General features: G+C 61.9%; 19 protein-coding genes and 1 pseudogene. 8 read left to right on the top strand and 12 right to left on the bottom strand.

Annotation, left to right across the window (positions count from 1 at the left end):
• Nucleotides 1-25: 25 nt before the first annotated feature.
• Both ilvD and IVB48_RS22320 read right to left on the bottom strand, forming a co-directional pair.
• Nucleotides 26-1,720, bottom strand: a complete 1,695-nt coding sequence (gene ilvD / locus IVB48_RS22325; protein WP_247290433.1) for a dihydroxy-acid dehydratase — start codon at nt 1,718-1,720, stop codon at nt 26-28.
• Nucleotides 1,721-1,798: 78 nt separating this feature from the next.
• On the bottom strand, nt 1,799-2,782 hold the full coding sequence (locus IVB48_RS22320) for an ABC transporter substrate-binding protein (protein WP_247290435.1): 984 nt from the start codon (nt 2,780-2,782) through the stop codon (nt 1,799-1,801).
• Between the two features lie 166 nt (nt 2,783-2,948).
• Between IVB48_RS22320 and IVB48_RS22315 the strand changes: the two genes are divergently transcribed.
• The gene (locus IVB48_RS22315) at nt 2,949-3,890 is read left to right on the top strand and encodes an NAD(P)-dependent oxidoreductase (RefSeq protein WP_247290437.1); all 942 of its coding nucleotides are present in this window, start codon (nt 2,949-2,951) and stop codon (nt 3,888-3,890) included.
• A gap of 9 nt (nt 3,891-3,899) precedes the next feature.
• Here IVB48_RS22315 and IVB48_RS22310 read toward each other — a convergent pair whose 3' ends face one another.
• The 5 genes and pseudogenes from IVB48_RS22310 to IVB48_RS22290 form a co-directional block, all read right to left on the bottom strand.
• A complete protein-coding gene (locus tag IVB48_RS22310) occupies nt 3,900-4,445 on the bottom strand; it encodes a flavin reductase family protein (RefSeq protein WP_247290439.1) in 546 nt (181 codons plus the stop codon).
• A 9-nt stretch (nt 4,446-4,454) separates the two neighbouring features.
• Nucleotides 4,455-5,684, bottom strand: a complete 1,230-nt coding sequence (locus IVB48_RS22305; protein WP_247290441.1) for an acyl-CoA dehydrogenase family protein — start codon at nt 5,682-5,684, stop codon at nt 4,455-4,457.
• Between the two features lie 106 nt (nt 5,685-5,790).
• Complete coding sequence (locus tag IVB48_RS22300) at nt 5,791-7,059, bottom strand: CoA transferase (RefSeq protein ID WP_247290845.1); 1,269 nt, start codon at nt 7,057-7,059, stop codon at nt 5,791-5,793.
• 237 nt (nt 7,060-7,296) lie between these two features.
• Nucleotides 7,297-7,703 (bottom strand): annotated as a pseudogene (locus tag IVB48_RS22295) (GNAT family N-acetyltransferase).
• Nucleotides 7,704-7,775: 72 nt separating this feature from the next.
• The gene (locus IVB48_RS22290) at nt 7,776-8,075 is read right to left on the bottom strand and encodes a hypothetical protein (RefSeq protein ID WP_247402919.1); all 300 of its coding nucleotides are present in this window, start codon (nt 8,073-8,075) and stop codon (nt 7,776-7,778) included.
• A 363-nt stretch (nt 8,076-8,438) separates the two neighbouring features.
• On the opposite strand from IVB48_RS22290, the gene IVB48_RS22285 reads away from it, so the two are divergent.
• The 3 genes from IVB48_RS22285 to IVB48_RS22275 all read left to right on the top strand — a co-directional run bounded on the left by IVB48_RS22285 (nt 8,439) and on the right by IVB48_RS22275 (nt 10,918).
• Nucleotides 8,439-8,639, top strand: coding sequence for a hypothetical protein (locus IVB48_RS22285; RefSeq protein WP_247402917.1), 201 nt, complete (start codon nt 8,439-8,441; stop codon nt 8,637-8,639).
• Between the two features lie 24 nt (nt 8,640-8,663).
• Entirely contained in the window at nt 8,664-9,095 is a 432-nt protein-coding gene (locus IVB48_RS22280) for a response regulator (RefSeq protein ID WP_247402914.1), read from the top strand.
• A 272-nt stretch (nt 9,096-9,367) separates the two neighbouring features.
• Nucleotides 9,368-10,918, top strand: a complete 1,551-nt coding sequence (locus IVB48_RS22275; RefSeq protein ID WP_247402912.1) for an FAD-dependent monooxygenase — start codon at nt 9,368-9,370, stop codon at nt 10,916-10,918.
• A 657-nt stretch (nt 10,919-11,575) separates the two neighbouring features.
• On the opposite strand, the gene IVB48_RS22270 is transcribed toward IVB48_RS22275, so the two are convergent.
• Complete coding sequence (locus tag IVB48_RS22270; RefSeq protein ID WP_247402909.1) at nt 11,576-12,730, bottom strand: hypothetical protein; 1,155 nt, start codon at nt 12,728-12,730, stop codon at nt 11,576-11,578.
• Nucleotides 12,731-12,927: 197 nt separating this feature from the next.
• Between IVB48_RS22270 and IVB48_RS22265 the strand changes: the two genes are divergently transcribed.
• On the top strand, nt 12,928-13,116 hold the full coding sequence (locus tag IVB48_RS22265; protein ID WP_247402907.1) for a hypothetical protein: 189 nt from the start codon (nt 12,928-12,930) through the stop codon (nt 13,114-13,116).
• 118 nt (nt 13,117-13,234) lie between these two features.
• On the opposite strand, the gene IVB48_RS22260 is transcribed toward IVB48_RS22265, so the two are convergent.
• Together IVB48_RS22260 and IVB48_RS22255 are read right to left on the bottom strand one after the other, a co-directional pair.
• Nucleotides 13,235-13,450 carry a hypothetical protein gene (locus IVB48_RS22260; RefSeq protein WP_247402904.1) on the bottom strand — a complete coding sequence of 72 codons (216 nt, stop codon included), beginning with the start codon at nt 13,448-13,450 and terminating at the stop codon, nt 13,235-13,237.
• A 127-nt stretch (nt 13,451-13,577) separates the two neighbouring features.
• A complete protein-coding gene (locus tag IVB48_RS22255; RefSeq protein ID WP_247402901.1) occupies nt 13,578-14,354 on the bottom strand; it encodes a DUF4261 domain-containing protein in 777 nt (258 codons plus the stop codon).
• 505 nt (nt 14,355-14,859) lie between these two features.
• Between IVB48_RS22255 and IVB48_RS22250 the strand changes: the two genes are divergently transcribed.
• Nucleotides 14,860-15,060 carry a hypothetical protein gene (locus IVB48_RS22250; RefSeq protein WP_027566628.1) on the top strand — a complete coding sequence of 67 codons (201 nt, stop codon included), beginning with the start codon at nt 14,860-14,862 and terminating at the stop codon, nt 15,058-15,060.
• Nucleotides 15,057-15,263 carry a hypothetical protein gene (locus IVB48_RS22245; protein WP_247290462.1) on the top strand — a complete coding sequence of 69 codons (207 nt, stop codon included), beginning with the start codon at nt 15,057-15,059 and terminating at the stop codon, nt 15,261-15,263. The genes IVB48_RS22250 and IVB48_RS22245 overlap by 4 nt, the downstream gene beginning before the upstream one ends.
• On the opposite strand, the gene IVB48_RS22240 is transcribed toward IVB48_RS22245, so the two are convergent.
• The gene (locus IVB48_RS22240; RefSeq protein WP_027566626.1) at nt 15,257-15,526 is read right to left on the bottom strand and encodes a hypothetical protein; all 270 of its coding nucleotides are present in this window, start codon (nt 15,524-15,526) and stop codon (nt 15,257-15,259) included. The two genes, IVB48_RS22245 and IVB48_RS22240, sit on opposite strands and share 7 nt — an antisense overlap.
• 322 nt (nt 15,527-15,848) lie before the next feature.
• Between IVB48_RS22240 and IVB48_RS22235 the strand changes: the two genes are divergently transcribed.
• Nucleotides 15,849-16,406: a hypothetical protein gene (locus IVB48_RS22235; RefSeq protein WP_247402898.1), complete on the top strand. Its 558-nt coding sequence runs from the start codon at nt 15,849-15,851 to the stop codon at nt 16,404-16,406.
• Nucleotides 16,407-16,522: 116 nt separating this feature from the next.
• On the opposite strand, the gene IVB48_RS22230 is transcribed toward IVB48_RS22235, so the two are convergent.
• Nucleotides 16,523-16,771 (bottom strand): hypothetical protein, encoded by a 249-nt coding sequence (locus IVB48_RS22230; protein WP_027566624.1) that lies wholly within the window; start codon nt 16,769-16,771, stop codon nt 16,523-16,525.
• Nucleotides 16,772-17,358: the final 587 nt, after the last annotated feature.

The following is a 17,358-nucleotide window of genomic DNA, read 5'->3' as shown; positions in this document are numbered from 1 at the left end:
GCTGTTTTCGGGCAAGTGCGCCGCGTCATCCGAACCAGGGCCATTCCGCGGGCCCCTCATGCGTCACGGCCCCGCCCGGTGCCTGGCCAACCAATCGGGCATATTTCGCCAGCGCGCCGGCACGGTGACGAGGCGGACGCGGCTTCCAATCGTGCCGGCGAGCAGCGAGTTCCTGCTCGTCGACCAGCATATCCATCCGCCGGTTCGCAGCATCGATCCGGATCCTGTCGCCATCGCGAACCAGCGCCAGCGGACCGCCGACGAAGGCCTCGGGAGACACATAGCCGATGCACATTCCGCGCGTGGCGCCAGAGAAGCGTCCATCCGTGATCAGGGCCACCTTCTCGCCCATGCCCTGTCCATAGATCAGCGCCGTGACGCCGAGCATCTCGCGCATGCCGGGGCCGCCCACCGGCCCCTCGTTTCGGATCACGAGAACCTCGCCCGCCTGATAGGTGCGATCACGAACCGCAGCGACGCAGGCCTCCTCGTCTTCGAAAACGCGCGCCACGCCTTCAAAGAACTGACTCTTCAGGCCGGCGACCTTGATGACCGCGCCGTCGGGACAGAGGTTTCCCTTCAGCACAGCGACGCCGCCATCTGGCATGATCGGCGCGCGAGCCGCGTAAACGACCTCGCCGTCAGGTGCATTGGCGGCGCCGTATTCTTCGGCAAGTGTACGGCCCGTGACAGACAAGCAGCTGCCATCGATATGCCCGCTCTGGATCAGCTCCCGGATCACCACGGCGGCACCGCCGATATCGTAGACATCCTTCGCTGTATATTTGCCTCCAGGCCGCAGGTTTCCGATCAGCGGCGTCCTGGCAAAAACCTCGCCGACATCGTCGATCGTGAATGCGATCCCGGCCTCGTTTGCGATCGCCGGCAGATGTAGCGCAGCATTGGTCGAACCGCCCGTGGCGGCCACGATCGCCGCACCGTTTTCCAGGGATTTCCGTGTCACGATGTCGCGCGGCAAAGGCCCGCCCCGCTCCAGCATCTCCACGACGAGGCGCCCGGCCCGCCTGGATATCTGCGCGCGTTCGGCATAGACACCCGGCACCATCGATACGTTGGGAATGGTGAGGCCCATCGCCTCCGACACCATCCCCATGGTGTTCGCGGTGAACTGGCCGGCGCACGCGCCGATTGTCGGCAGGCAAGCCCGCTCGATCCGCTCGAGCGTGGCACTGTCGATCTCTCCGGTCATGAAGCTGCCGACAGCCTCATAGGAGTCGAGCACGGTGAGGGTCCGCCCGTCCATACGGCCCGGCAGCGCGCTGCCGCCATAGATGAAAATGGACGGGACGTTGCACCGGACCATGCCCATCATCACGCCGGGAAGCGTCTTGTCGCATCCGCCGTATCCGATCAGCGCATCGTAGGCGAGACCATGGACGACGGCCTCGATCGAGTCGGCGATCAGCTCCCGCGAAAACAGCGAGAACTTCATCCCCTCGTGATTCATGCTGATACCGTCGGAAACCGATACGGTAGAAAACTCGCGCGGCGTGCCGCCGGCCTCTTCGATTCCGGTCTTGGCCGCGGCGACCTGAAAGTCGTGCGTCATGTTGCAGGGCGTCTGTTCGCCCTTCATGCTGACGACGCCGACCATCGGCTTGGCAATTGCAACGTCGTCAAGCCCCATAGCGCGCATGAACGCGCGGTGCGGGGCCCGGTCGAGACCATCCGTCGTGATCCGAGATCGGAGCTTCTTCATACGTGCATCTTCTTCATGCAACGTCCCGGATCATCCTGGACGCCACGACCTTCTCGCTCGGTTCGTTCGCCCGATCGCCTATTGCAGTGGAGCGACAATCGTCGAATGCTTGAATTGCGCGACATCCAATTTCGGCAGCATCCCTGTCTCCGCGTAGATGTCCAGCATCTTCTGGATCGCGGGGAAATTCGGCGCCGCACCCGGATCGCGGCCAAAATCATTGTCCTTGAGCAGATAGGTCTCGAGAACCGGAATAGGTGCCTTCAGGACTTCGTTGACGACCTTCAACGTCTCTTCGCGGTTCGCCAGCGCTTTCTTCATGCCGGAGGTAATGTCACGCACGTAAGCCTTGACCAATTCCGGGTTCTTGTCGACGAAATCGGCACGGCAGGCTTCCAGGATGTGCACGATGTTCGGCATCGCCTGCGACAGCGAGAACAGTTTGCGCGTGCCGCCCTTTGCCTCCGCGCGCGCGGCAAACGGCTGGTTCATGTTGACCGCATCGACGCGGCCCTGCCGCAACGCATCTTCGGAGACGGCAAAGCCGACCTCGACCAGCTTGATGTCCTTGGCCGGATCGATGCCGTTCTGCTTCAGCAACAGATTGAACGGGCCTTGCGTGCCGCCGCCGATCACGGAAATTCCGACCGTCTTGCCTTTGAGATCGGCGATGGTCTTGATCGGGGAGTCGTCCATGACAGCCCAGTAGACCGAGAAACCGCCGGCCTTTTCGAAGACATGCTGCGCCACGATGTAGGCCTTGAGGTTGCCGCCAACCACGCCGTTGGCGAGCGACAGCGGCGCCTGCGTCGCGCAATCCAGCGCGCCGGCCGCCAAGGCCTGCGTCATCGGAGCGGTGCCCTGAAACTGGGTCCATTCGATATTGTAGGCCTTGCCGATGTTGGGAAACTCAGCCGGGCGGCGCATCATCCAGTATTTGGATTCCTCGGCTGGAATCGTCCAGCCGACGCGAATTGTCTGCTGCGCCCATGACGGGCCCGCGCTCGCGCTCACGGCCACTGCCGCCCCCAAAGCCAGGATCCACTTCGAAACGGTTCGCATCGTGCCCACTCCGCTGCCCAGGCGCCGACCCGCGCCATCCAACCCGACTGCGGCAAATGTTTCATGGTTCAAACAATCAAGCAAGCCATGCAGGCCGGGCGGTTTCGTCGTGGGATACGCCCTATATGGTAGTGCAGCGTCGCACAGCAGCAGATGGAGGCAACCTATGGCTGAGGCAAGCAAGACAAACCCGCAAGGCGTCGAGCGGCTCGGCTATCTCGGCCTTGGACTGATGGGGACACCGATGAACCGGCGCCTGCTCAACGCCGGCCATCAGGTCACTGTCTGGAACCGTTCGGAAGGGAAGATGGCCGCGCTCGTCGAAGCCGGTGCCAGGCGCGCAGCCAGCCCACGCGACTTGATGGAGAGCTCGGACATCGTCTTCATGTGCGTGACGGATGCGGCCGCCGTGGAAGAGGTGATCTTCGGGCCCACGAGCATCTCAACAGCGCCCGGCGCGGGTAAGCTCGTGGTCGACTTCTCGTCGATCCATCCTGATGCCGCACGGGACCTTGCAACACGATTGTTAGCTGCGAACGGCGCGGACTGGATCGATGCGCCGGTCTCCGGTGGCACCAAGGGCGCCGAGGAAGGCACGCTTGCCATCATGGCCGGCGGAAAAGCAGACGATATCGACCGGGTCCGCCCCTACGTACTGGCCATGGCACGCAGGTTCACCCACATGGGCCCGACCGGCGCCGGCCAGACCACAAAGCTATGCAATCAGGTGATCGTCGGATGCGCGATGGCTGTTCTTGCGGAGGCAACACGCCTTGCCGTGAACGCCGGAATCGATGCCAACCGGTTGCCCGAAGCACTCGCCGGCGGCTTCGCGGATTCCATTCCGTTACAGCTGTTCGTGCCGCGAATGGTCCAGGGCATTCACTCACCGCCGCTTGGTCACATCGCTACAATGCTCAAGGACCTCGATACCGTCGCCGATGTCGCGCAGACGACGTCGACTCCGGTGCCCATGGCCTCGCTCGCAGACAACTTTTCAGGCTCGCCAAGGCCGCGCGAGGCGCGGACGCGGATGCGCTCGAAATCTACAAGCTTTCGGCAGGGGGCGCTCAACCGTCGCCCGCAAGCTGAAGCACGCTTTGAGTGACTACTTGCGCTAGCCGTCGGCGAGAAATCGGCCGAACGCGCCGCGCGCGAAGAGCAGCGGCTCCTTCGCATTGTAAGTATAGGCCTCGACCGCACCGAGAAAGATCACGTGGTCGCCGCCGTAATAGCGATTGACCGAGCGGCATTGAAAATTGGCGACGCTCTCGGCGAGCACCGGCGCGTTGCCGAGGCCCGGCGTCCAGTCGACACCGGTGAACTTGTCATCAGACGACTTGGCGAATTTGCTCGCAAGCGCCTGTTGCGAAACGCCAAGAACGTTGACCGTGAAATGACTGGCGTTCTGGAAGATGGTCAGACTAGAGGAATAGACGACAAGGCTCCAAAGAACCAGCGGCGGATTCAGCGAGACCGAGGCAAACGAATTGCACGTCAGGCCATAGGGCTTGCCGTCAGGCGCAGCGGCTGTGATGATCGTCACCCCCGTGGCGTAGGTGCCTAGCGCACTGCGGAAATCACGGGGATCGATCGGCGAGTTGTCGCTCGCGAGTTCGTTGGCCGGATCGGGAACGGCCGGCTGCTTCGGCAGATCATTCATCGGCCGGCCTCACAGCGTGAGATTCTCGGACGGCAGGCCCAACGCCACGCGTCCATAGTTGGTCCCGGCTGCATCGAAATTGAACGCGAGATGCGAATTGATCGCGTGCGCATCGCGGAACTGCCGCTGCAACGCGCCCGTCGTGAACAGGCCCCGCGCTCCGCTCGCGGCGAACAGCATCGACACCGCATCCGTGCAGAAGTTTACTGAAAAGGCGCCGTCGCGCCGATATCTGGTCTTGGTCGCCATATCGGGGATATGCCCCCGCCGTGCATCCTCCATGGCATTCAGACAGGGCGATCGCATGATCAGGCGTGCAGCGTCGATCTTCGCCGAGGCCTCGGCGATCTTGATCTGGGTGCTCTGAAAGTCGCTCAGCCTGGCGTGGTTGTAGGTGGAAATGCGATGACGGACGACCTCCGCATAATCGTCGAGACACGCCTGCGCGTTCCCCAGCGCGACGCCGGAGAGGACGTAGGGAAACAGCGAGAATACCGGGAGCGCATACAGCGGGTTAGGATTGAGCTTGCTTCCCGGCGTCGGACCGCCGTCAAGATCGCCGACTGCAACCGTCATGTCCTCGGGCACGAAAGCGTCCCTGACCTCCACGTCGCAAGACCCCGTCCCGCGCAGCCCCGCGACATTCCAAGTGTCGAGGACCTTGTAGTCGGCTTTCGGCAGCAGAAATATCCGATACTCGATGCCGTCCGCCTCGTCGTCGGAGTAGACGACGCTTGCAAGCATGTTCCATGCGCAGGAGGCAACGCCCGAGGAGAACGGCCAGCTGCCATGGAGACGGTATCCGCCCTCCACTCTCGTGGCACGTCCGGCAGGAAAAATGAACGAGGACGCGATCAGTGCGTCCGGATCAAGGCCCCAGACCAGATCCTGCGCCGCCGGCTCGAACATGCCGAGCATCCAGTGATGGCTCGCCAGATTGGCCAGATTCCACGCCACCGACGCGTCCGCCTGTCCGAGCAAATCCGCGCAGTCGATCAAGGCGACATAATCGAGTTCTGCGCCGCCAATGCGCTTGGGCTGAAGCATCCGGAACAGGCCCGCGTCGTGCAGATCCTTCTCCGTTTCGGGCGGCAAATGCCGCAACTCCTCCGTCCGCGCCGCCCGCTCCCGCAGCCGCGGGACGAGCGCGCGGGCCTTCGCGACCATTGCCGCATGGGCAGGTTCGTCGAATTGCGCCCCTGCGGGTTGGCCCGCGCTCGGCTCTTGACCAGGCGCCATTCGTATCCCTCGCTTTCACGCATTTATGCGGCTGGAACATCGCCAAATCAAGCGGATGCAGCGAAAGGGCGCGATTTGCACGTCCCAAGGGAACGACCGCTTGGGTTCAGACCTGCTCCGATGGATTGCCCGATCCAAAAGCCCCCTTTTGGTTGAACTCCGAGATCCGGCGCTCGTCATAACCGAGCGTATCACGCAAGACCTGCTCGGTGTGCTCGCCCAGCAATGGAGCAGCCACAGGATCAATCGGGCCGGTCAAGCTCATGGCAATCGGCGGCTCGATGTTCGGGACCCACTCTGCCGTACGATGTGGAATCCGGTTCAAGCGATGGCGCTCTCGCGCCTCCGGCGCATTGAACCCCTCCTCTACCGTCCGGAGATAGCCGACCGGGATATTGGCCAGCTTCATCTTGGTCATCCAGTTCTCGAGAGTATCGCTCGCAAAGACCTCCGCGATGGCTGCCCGCAGAAGCTCCTTGTTCTCGGAACGCGCCTTGCGCGAGGCAAACTGCGGATCGGTGATCAGTTCCGGCCGGTTCAGCACCTCGACAACCAGCCGGCGATAGAGCCGGTCGTTCGCGCAGGCCATGTAAAGCGCCCCATCGGAGGCCTCGTACACGCCGACGGTAGGAGAGCCACTCGGCGAATTACCAAACCGGCCGGGATTTTCGCCGTTGATCAGATAGGCCATGCCATAGAAGCCGGTCATGCCCATCGCGACGTCGAACAGGGCGACCTCAACATGCTGACCGCGACCGAGCCGATCCCGCGCCAGCAGCGCCATCAGGATGGCGTTGCAGGCAGACATCCCCGTCGCCATGTCCACGATCGGCGGGCCCGTGCGAACCGCCGGGCCATCGGCAAATCCGTTGAGCGACATGAAGCCGCTTTCCGCCTGCGTGATCGGATCAAAGCCGGGACGCGAGGCAAACGGTCCGGTGCGCCCGTAGGCGGAGATCGAGCAATAGACTAGCCGCGGATTGAGCGGCGCAACCGTTTCATAGTCGAGGCCAAATTTCTTCATGACCCCGCTGGAGAAGTTCTCGACGACCACGTCCGCCTTGCGAATCAAATCCAGCGCGATCTCACGAGCCTCCGGCACGGTAAGGTCGAGCGTGATGCCACGCTTGTTGCGATTGAGGCTCAGATAGGCAGCGCTCTCTCCACCGATCTCGGCGTGTTCATACGCACGCGTGTCATCGCCTCCGTCTGGATTCTCGATCTTGATGACGTGCGCACCGAAATCAGCAAGCGTCTGCGTACAGGCCGGGCCGGCAACCACACGCGTGAAATCGACGACCAGCAGACCGTCGAGCGCGGTAGGCGCCCCCGTCGCGCGCGACGAACGTTCCGGCAATTGAGGCTTGGTGGGCATCGACGGCGCTCCCTTACATCGGCTTATGGTTGCCGAATTTCCCGCAGGAGCAAACTTAAAGCCCGGCACCGCTGACTTCGCAAGTCCTTCGCCCGCATCGCTTCAATACGCAAAAAGGGCCCGACAGCTGTCAAGCTGCCGGGCCCTTGGACGTTCCGTGTTGCGCTTCATCTCGCGCGAACCATTTTCCGTAGCGGGAATCGCGTTCCGCACCACGGGAAACCTGGCTCCACTCGCTCAGCGAAGCCGCTTTCGCCAGCAAAGCGTATGCACCCAAGCCCAGGGCACATGGGGTTCGAAGAGCCGATAGCCCGTCCGGATGAAATTATTCGCAGACACCGGATTGTCCGTCGTATCCGAGACGATGCTCTTCCATCCAACATGCCGTGCCCTTGCCTCGATCACCCGCATCAGCCTGCACTGAAGGTCACGTCCCCGGTGCCGCTGCAACACACCGACCCTGGAGAAACAACCGCCGTTTCGAAGGTACGTTGACGGCACGACACCGGCGAAGGCTACTGCCTCATCGCCGTGATAGGCAAGCCACCAGGCCCCTAACTCGAATTGTACAAGGGAGCCGCATCGAAGTACGTCAACCGATGAAGATCGGCGATGTCGTCATCGGATGCATCGACGATGCGAATTCTCTACATGAGACGGTCCGTTGGCGAAGGATGACGCGAGTGGAATGCAGCAAATGTCGTCGCGGCTGAGGCTCACTTCCCGAGCACGAACTTGACGCTTAGCCCAACCACGCCCATCAGGCCGGTCGCGATCACTGTAATCACGGCCTTGAGCGTGTAGCTCTGCGCCTGCTCCAGGCTCCTTCGCCATCGGCGCAGGTGCTGAAAATCCGCCCTTAGCTCTTTTCGATCGTCATCGTCTATTCCGAAAGACGCCAGCACCGATGCCACTGCCCGCAATACGATGGCATCGATGTTCGGCTGCTGAAGCCTGTGTTGCTCAGCCAGCGTCTCGGCAACGACCGCCCTGATTTCGTCATCTGCCATCTTCACCGCTTGATGATCCTCTCAATGTTCGCGAAGCCGCGCTTGGCGAAGTAGGAGACAACCAGATTAGCTCCGGAGACAGCAGCAGCGCGAGCACCGGCCCAGCGCCGCGAGCCGACACGTTCGCGCGTGCGCGGCCAGCAATGGCACGGCCGGCGGCGCGCCGATCGGCGCTCCAGGTTTGACGAGTGCGTGGCCGCAATGCGCCGCCGCCGTCCGATCTCAATCGAGACGAAAAAACCCGCGGCGGATGCGTTCCGCGCGGGTCAACCAAACTCGTCTCGATGATGGCATTATGCCGGTGTTTTGCCCGACGTGTCAAACGAACGAATTTGCTCAAGCTGCGTTAGACGATCAGGAGGCCGGCAGATGACGCTCAAAACTCCATCACAAGACACATCGCGAAATCTTCCAGGACGAAAGCCGCGCATCGACAAGGAGCGCGACACGCAAGAGACCGTCGTTGAAGACGCCGGCGACACCGAAGACAACAAGCGCGATCTCGTGCATGGCGAGGGCGGCACCATCGACCTCCCCACCAGCCCCGGCGATTTGTCGAAGGACGATTAGGCCGCTCCGCAGGCGGCGCGACGTGTGAAACATCGCTCGTTCGACCACGCCGTGCCGGAACTTACGCCAAGGCGGGCGCGTTTATTCCTTCATCAGGAGGAACATTGTGCGATGAGCCACACCGTACTGGTTGTTGACGACGATCCCGGCGTGCTCGACGTCATCGTCGACATGCTGGAAGATCTTGGTTGCGCGGTGATCAGCTCCCGCAGCAGCGCGGATGCGCTTGAGCGCCTCAAGCAGAACCAGGATATCTCCATCCTCATCACCGACATCAACATGCCCGGTATGGACGGTCATGAACTCGCCGAGCTGGCCAGGCGAGACCGCCCGGAACTGAAGATCCTGCAATTGTCGGGGCGTGAACCCCGGCGCGACGGCCTTCCCATGATCAGAAAGCCGTTCTCGTTCGAGGAACTCGCCAGCACCATGCAGCGGACCACCGGCATCTGCTGAAGGTCGCAAGCCCAAGACGTCGCAACAAGACGTCGCAAACCCAAAACCCAAAACAAAACCCGCGTCGGATCGCGTCCGCGCGGGTTGAACCACACTCTTTTCGACGATGGCATTATGCCGGCGTTTTGCCCGACGTGTCAACGCGGCGAACGCGGACAAAGGATTTCCCTCTCCCCACTCAGATATGTGGTGTGCAACGGGCTTGCTTCAAGCCCCCGACCCTGCCGTAGAACCCTCGACCCGAACACCATCCAAACCCGAGGGGTCATCACATGCCTGTACTGCTTCCGACGTCCCGGACGCGCGACCACAGCAAAGGGCCCGGCGCCCGTCGCGCGCAGGATCACGTGCAAGACCGCGTGAAAGACCACGCGGTGGTGATCGCCGGCGCTGGCCCGACGGGCTTGATGCTGGCCGCGGAGCTCGCGCTCGCGAACGTCGACGTCGCCGTGGTCGAACGGCGCGCCGATCAGGAACTGGTCGGCACGCGCGCCGGCGGCTTGCACGCGCGCAGCATCGAGATCCTCGACCAGCGCGGCGTCGCGGATCGTTTCCTGCGCGAAGGACAAGTCACCCAGCTCGCGGGCTTCGCCTGGACCAGGCTCGACATCAGCGATCTCCCCACCCGGCACGCTTACGGGCTCGTACTGCGGCAGAGCCACATCGAGCGCATCCTGGCCGACTGGGTCAGCGAGCTCGCGGTGCCGATCTATCGAAACCGCGAGATGACGGGTTTTGCGCAGGACGAAACCGGCATCGACGTGACGCTGTCCGGCGGCGAGACCTTGCGCGCAAATTATCTGGTCGGCTGTGATGGCGGCCGCAGCCTGGTGCGCAAGGCCGCCGGCATCGACTTCGCAGGCTCCGATCCGACGCTGAGCAACCTCATGGCCGAAGTCGAGATGCGAGAGGAGCCAGCATGGGGTCTGCGTCACGACGCGCTCGGCTTTCACGGCCTCAGCAAGACCGAGAGCGGACGCGTGCTGGTGGTCGTGACGGAAGCGACGCTCGATCGCACGGGCGCGCCCGGTCCGCGCGATCTCAGCGACGCCCTCGTCGCCGTCTACGGCACCGACTTCGGCCTGCAAAACCCGTCCTGGATCTCCCGCTTCACCGATGCGGCACGGCAGGCCGTGTCCTATCGCAAGCGTCGCGTGCTGCTCGCCGGCGATGCCGCGCATATCCATCATTCCGTCGGCGGACAAGGCCTCAACACCGGCGTGCAGGACGCCGTCAATCTCGGCTGGAAGCTCGCGCAAGTGGTCAAGGGTTTGTCGCCCGAAACCCTGCTCGACACCTACCACGCCGAGCGCCATCCCGTCGCCGCGCGGACCTTGCGCAACACCATGGCGCAAATCGCCCTGCTCCGCCGCGGCGAGGACGGCCTCAAGGCCGCGCGCGAAATCGTCTCCGAACTACTCGGGATGGACGAGCCGAGAAAACGCTTTGGCGCGATGATGAGCGGGCTCGACGTGCACTATGATCTCGGCCAAGGACACGCGCTGCTCGGGCGGCGCATGCCCGATCTCGACCTCACGGTCGAAGGACGTCCGCTGCGACTATTCACGCTGTTGCGCGGAGCGCGCGGCTTGCTGTTCAATTTTGGCGACAAGAACAGCTTCGATACCGCACCATGGGTTGATCGCATCAAGACAGTGGATGTCGAACACGACGGCGCCTGGGAGCTTCCGACCGTCGGACAAGTCGCAGCACCAAGCGCCGTGCTGGTGCGGCCGGACGGGCACGTGGCCTGGGTGAGAGATCAAGGCCATGACGGACTTGCGGACGCGCTGACGAGATGGTTCGGGGCGCCTGCGGCGTAGCGAGAAGCAGTGCACCCGCCGCTGAAACAACAGCCCGCGGTTCGCCGACGGCTGTTGAGTAACAGGTTTTTGGAATGCGACTCAAGATTCGGATGTTGCACCGCTCGTCGGCCTCCGATCCGGCTGGGTTTCCCGCCAAGCCAAATGCCAGAACCGGCCTTTCCGATTCATATGCTAGCCCATCGGCGTCCATTGCGGCCATCCGGTGCCTGCACCTGCTTCAACGCGAGTTTGACGCCCTTTCGCTTCCGTGCTCATGCCTCATCCTGCGAACTCAGCTAAAGCTCTTCATAATCGGCATCGAAATTATTCTTTGCCCGAAGCTGCCGAGAACGCTGACTGCACCCGAAAGCCGGCCTATTATGCTCAGACTGAGTTTTGTCGTTCATGACTCAGAGCCGACCTCGCGTCTCTTAAGGTGACAGCCACTCAAAGGCTTACGCTCGTCGGCCTTCACTGGGCGTCGAGGCACGCTGCGACTCCTTCAGGAGCCGCACCGTCATAGCAGTGGTAAGAGCTGTGGCGATCAGGTAGGCAGGGGACATGTTCCATCCGCTACCTGTGACCACTAAATAGCACAGCAATCCCGCGGCCGACACGGCGAAGCCAAGCCAGGCAAGCTTCGGAAAATGAAATCCGCGTCCGCCGCGCCAGAGATCAAGCACAAGGTAGAACGCGAGAAAGGTATTGCATAGCGCTGCCGGCGGTAGAGCCATAACGATGCCGCGATCGAAAGCGAGATAGGACATTTACACCGTCGACTTGAGCAATAACCGCGAACGGCAGATAGCGCAGATTGATGCAGGACAGGGCGATCGACGTAATCTCGAACGGGTAAAAGTATCGCTCATGCATCTTCGGCAGCAGGTAGGGCATGAACATGAGTGATGCACACGCGACGAGCAGAACAAACTCCGGCCCCACCCGTTTGGACTCCGCTATAAAAATCGATAAGGCAAGTCCGCATGCCGCTGTCAGCACCAAGCCGACGGCGACACCGGTCGTGTACGGTACGCCTGCGGCGAAGATCCAGATGTTCGCTGCACTTATGAAGAGACGATCAAAAGTGTTGGCCTGGTCCACATAGACCCCCACCACGGAGACCAAGGATCTGCCCGCGATGAGAACCGGAATGGCGAGGACCATATAGACCCCGGGGACCGTTGCGAGCCATGCCAGGTGGATCCGGCGGCGCAACATCATACCCAACAAGAAAGGGCCCAAGAATACGCCCTGGGCCTTGACTGAAAAAGCCACCGCGAATGGCAGAATGCCGTTTCGGTCTCGCATGAACAGCGTCACGGAAACCAGCGTGAAAAAGGTCCAGATCGAATCGGCCTGCCCCCACAATGCACCATTGAAGATCACCGTAGGGGCAAGCCAAACCGCGCAGAAGGCTAAGGACGCGCGCAATAGCACCCTTGTAGTGCGCCAGACCATCTGGGCGACAACGATGGCGCAACCGAATTCGAATACTGCCGAGATCATCTTCACGAGGGAAAGTGGCTGGCCAAGCCAATCAAATTGCGCGGCGATCAGGAGGAGATAGCTAAAAAACGGGGTGTAATTGGTGAAAGGTTCGGCCAGCGCGCCGATACCGTGATCACGAGCAAAGGAATACCACGGGATCAGGAACTGAAAGGCGTCGACGGTGGCGTGCTCCCGGGTGAGGTAACGGAGCACAAGGCCTGCAAACCCGCACATTATTACCAAGGCGATCGCAAGCGGCCATTTGGTGAGCAAAGCCTCGTCTGGACTGTTGCAGCGCGCGGGCCCCGGCGACGTGCCGATCTGAATATTCTCTTCTGTCACGCTGTTACTGTTGCTGGTGATTTCTTCAAGAACGAGACGAGATGTCAGAGCTTCATGTTGCGATCAACCTGTAAGTGTAGCTCGTTAAAGTAGCGTAAAATAAGTTGCGCAATTCGATGATTACCCTTAAAAGGATTGTTTGGTTAACCCCACGAGGGGCAACCATGAACGCGAAGACGAACGCCAGGCCGCCGTAGATGCCTGCCGATCAGGCGCCGCCGGCAGACGCAAGCGATGCTGTAACCGAGCTGGACGCCGTCGAACTCAACGACTCCAAGCGCCAGCGCATAGGCGAGATCAGGGCGGCCGAGGCCGCGTTCCCCGATCTGATCGCCTTCCGACCTTTCCAACACCAAGGTCAAAGAAGCCGTCATGTGAGCAATTAAGGGTGTGGTCGCGCAGTAAAGGCACGTTCGGAAAACTAGCCCGTCTGTTCTGGAGGCATCATGTCAAACCTCTAGCGACCTGGTACACCCTTCAGGGCAGTAGCTGCTAGCCACTCCATCAGGGGAAGAGCACTGCAAGAACGCCGTCGACGAAGGCCTGACACTCAGCGTGCGTTTTGAAGGCGCCCTTGTACTTGCCGAACAAGAAAACCGTTCGGCCGCGTCCCTTTCCGAAGAAGTATTGGCCCACGTGCTGGCCGCCTCCATCTTTGAGTTCAATGGCTAGGAGACTCTGGGCTGATTTGAGGTCCGCTTGAGGTAGCTTAATCTGCACGATATTGCTCCCAGGATGAGCTGCCCCGACAGTTTAGTATGACTCGCACTGACTATGCATCATGGCTCTGGTGTCCGTTATCCTGAATGAGGCGCGCGCAACTCTCTTCGCGTATCGTTCCACTCAATTAAGTCGAACCATCGGTACAGAAAAGAACGGGCAAGCCTTCAAATCGATCGGAGTCCTTGTAACGAGCCGAGAAGCGCTCGCGCGAGTCCCGACCAAACGTATCGCCGTCTTTGACCACAAGCCCGTGCTCAACCAGATAGACGGCAAGGCCGTCCACCTTGTTGACCAGCGTTGGAAGTGTCAGCTTGTGGGTCTCGAACTCGATTTCACGCTCAGCGAATGCTGACAGACCCATCGTTACTGCTCCGATGCCTGTCTCTGATCGGAACGGCAATATGTCCACCCACAGTGAGGAAGGATAGTCTGGATACGGCGCAAACGATCGGCTGGACATGTCCAACCATAGTTCGGCGGATCGTGCGACCTTGCCATTCCATACAACAGCGCAACATTCCGGCACCGTCGCAATCAATGCGCCGATGACAGCCGTCGTCAGACGAGCGGCGGACAGCGGCTGCTGGTTTTGGCCTAGCACAGAGACGATCAGATGCCCTCGATGTCGCGCCGCGGCCGCCTTCGCCTGCGGCCATGTCGTGGAAGCGCGCGACCACAAGCCGGGATCGTCGGGAATGCGCGCCGGCATCGACATGACGGCAACAAGCTCGTTGCCACAGCGAATGAGCGGCGAGTTTGCCTCAGCCTGTTGCGCGTCTCCGTTCTCCGCAACATCAGTTGCCAGCTCCGGATGTCGCGCGCGGAGCGCCTTCGCAAGTGCCGACATGTCCGGCGTTGCAGGCGTGTCCAACAGGACCAAAGCGAGCAGTGAATTGCTCATCGGCTATCCCGCAGAAATTTTGGGAGCGAGACCAGATACATTTGCTCCTCGCCCAGAGGTTGAACTTTTACTTTGCTAGAACAAAACACGAACATTGTCAAGTCATCCTCTTCGCCAGCATCGGCTTGCGGGCCACACGCACGTTGTTCTGAAATCATCTCGCGCGTGATGATGTCATCGGCTTTGCTGCGCCGAGCTCGGAAGCGCTTGCGCCGGCGCAGAGATCTCACATCCCGCGCTGATCCTCCGGCGCGTCCCTTCCCACGCGAGCTGAGCTGGCTTTGTTCAAAAGTGAACATTGGCATCGCAGCCACTGAAGTTGAGCAAGTCCCTCAACTGGCTCAACCCGCTCACGCAATTTAATTCGCCGACATATCATATGCTGTGTCTCTCCCTCAAACGCGGGGCGTAAGCTTTATCCATCACCGCAAGGCAATTGGCGTCGACCGGTGATGAGAACGCCGAAAAAGCGCTCCCACCCCGCACACGAACGAGGGAGACGTGCATGCCGACACGACGACGATTCAAGCAGACCACGACACTCACCGAACGGCTGGCCGAGGAGGCCGCCCGGCTGCGCGAGGAAGCGCGCACGCTGGCACCGGGGCGCCGCCGCGAGATGCTGCTGCGCCGCGCGCGGCAGGACGAGACCGCCATGCACATCGACGCCTGGCTGCAATCGCCCGGGCTGAGGGCACCGTCATGATGCAGCAATATCGCGCCTATCTGGTCGGCGACAACGGCGTGTTCCGCTCCGCCGAGGCGTTCGAGGCCGCGTCGGATGCGAACGCCCTCACCTTCGCGCAGCAGTTCACGCGGCACGGCAAGGTCGAGGTCTGGCAGCTCGGCCGCAAGATCGCCGTGCTCGAGTCCGACTCCTACCCGCCGGAATTTCTCACGCGTCAATGATCGCGTGATGTCGAGGGCGGCCTGAAGGTCTCGATCGCGAACGAGAACTTGACCTGCATCACGGGACCTTTGGCATCGCGAACGTCGATCGCCATGGTCTGCCTGGCACCTGCGGGCGGCGCGGAGAGGATGGCATCGCGCGCCATGTCCGCGACCGACTTGGCGGCCTCCGCCTGAACGGCGCGCGCGCTGGCCAGCTCCAACCCTTCCTCGTCGAGCGCTACACCGGTGTCGTCGCGCAGGTCGAAATAATATCGGGGCATTGCAGCATCCTTTGCCCGTAATAGGCCCGAAGCGGACAAAGAGTTTCCGGCGGCCCCGAAAAAATCTGGTGGAATCAACAGGTTCCGGGAACCCGGGGTCTTCCCGACCTGCGCCTGCACTTCGCCTGCGTGTACCCATCTCGGGTCGATCCGGCAGGCAACGAGCGCCGGCCGCGCCGCCCCTCCCCCGTCATCTCTCATTCCAACGAAGGAGGATTTCGCCTGCTGTGTGCGCGGGGTCACGGATGCACGCGCCATGTCCGCCTATCACTCATCCCACGACGACGGCATGAGACAAAACAAACAACCAGACAGGTGGACCATGACGAAGACCCTGATGATCACGAAGATGGCGGCAGCGATCGTGTTGGCCAGTGTTGCGGCAGGCGTTGCGAGCAGCTCGGCTCAGGCCGGCTGGGGCGAGAACGGACAGTACGGCAACGCGCCGCAGGCGCGGCCCCAGTTCGGTCCCCATTTCAACGGCTATGGCGGCAACGGCGGCCAGCGCCCGGTCGTCTATCCCGGCCCCCGGCCGATGCCCCAGGTCAACGTCTATCCGCGGCCCGCGCCGCCGGTCTATATCCCGCCGCAGGTCGTGGTCCGGCCGGTCCAGTATCCGGTTGTCGTGAACAGGCCGGTGTACGTTCCGACGCCGCAGGTAGTGGAGAAGACGGTGGTCGTGCAGCGGCCCGCCACCGTGGTTGCGGCACCGGTCGCGGCGGCTGCGCCCACTCCGGTGGTCAACAACAACTGCAACTGCCTCGTGAAGGAATATCCGCAGGCCGGCGTCGTGGTGTTCAGGGATATCTGCACCAAGGAAAGCGCGACCTACACCAACCTGCCGCAGCAGACCACGCAGGCCGTGCTGCCGCCGACCTAGTAATCGCGGGAGCCGGGCTCAGGATACGATGACCAAATCGAACGCGGCAGCATCGCCTGCCGCGTTCGTGTCTCTTCTTGAAGCGAAAGCGACAGGGGCGAACGACATTCGGCCCTTCACTCCTCCGCAAGCTTCCCGACGATATAGGCATCCACCGTTTCGGCGAACGAGCGCTGCACGCCGACCGCGGTCCCATGCTGGTCGAGCGCGTCGCGCTGGAGCACGCGCAGGCCGCGGCCGCGCATGCAGATTGGCGCCGTGTTCAGATATTGATCGATGGCGCCCTTCGCGAGCGGGATGGCCTTCGGGTCGCCCCTTGCGATCAGAAGCCGCAAGAGGCTCTGGCATTCGGCCAAACCTGGCATGGGATCAGCGCCTCACGCGCGCGATTTCGCCGGCCGCTTGACCGGCTGGGTGTGGGTGCCGAACAGCGCCAGCAGAAACGCGACTTCTTCCTTCGAACCGACCTGGATCATGATGATCTCCTTTTCGCTAGGTTGGTCGGGCACAGCGGGCGGGGCGTTCGAGACAATCGGGTTTCAGCACTGTTTCAGGCGTGTTTCGTCGCGACGCGCGACATGGTCGTCTGAAATAGGAACAGCTGTTCGGGCTAAAGGTTATCGGTGCGTCGGTCCGGATGCACGACCGGCTACCCCCCACGGCCTCAGCTCCGCCCCCGGGCTGGGGCCGTTTCTTCCCCGCGCAAATTCAACGCGAGCGCGCCTGGTTCTGGTCTCGCATGGGCTTCTCCCAGGACAGCTTGTTGCAACCGGAACACCGGAAGATGGCAATCGCCCCCTCGGGTGAGCTGACCGCGTCGATGAATGTCATGGGCTTGTTGCACGCGGCGCACATCGGCCGCTGCCTGGTATCTCGGTTCGCCATCCGCGCAAACGCGGGACAGAGCAGGAGGTTTCTATCGTTCTGCTCTTCGCTGTTCCTTAACGCCTGC

This window comes from Bradyrhizobium sp. 76, assembly GCF_023073025.1.
GTDB lineage: Bacteria > Pseudomonadota > Alphaproteobacteria > Rhizobiales > Xanthobacteraceae > Bradyrhizobium.
This window is presented reverse-complemented; position numbering and strand designations above follow the sequence as displayed.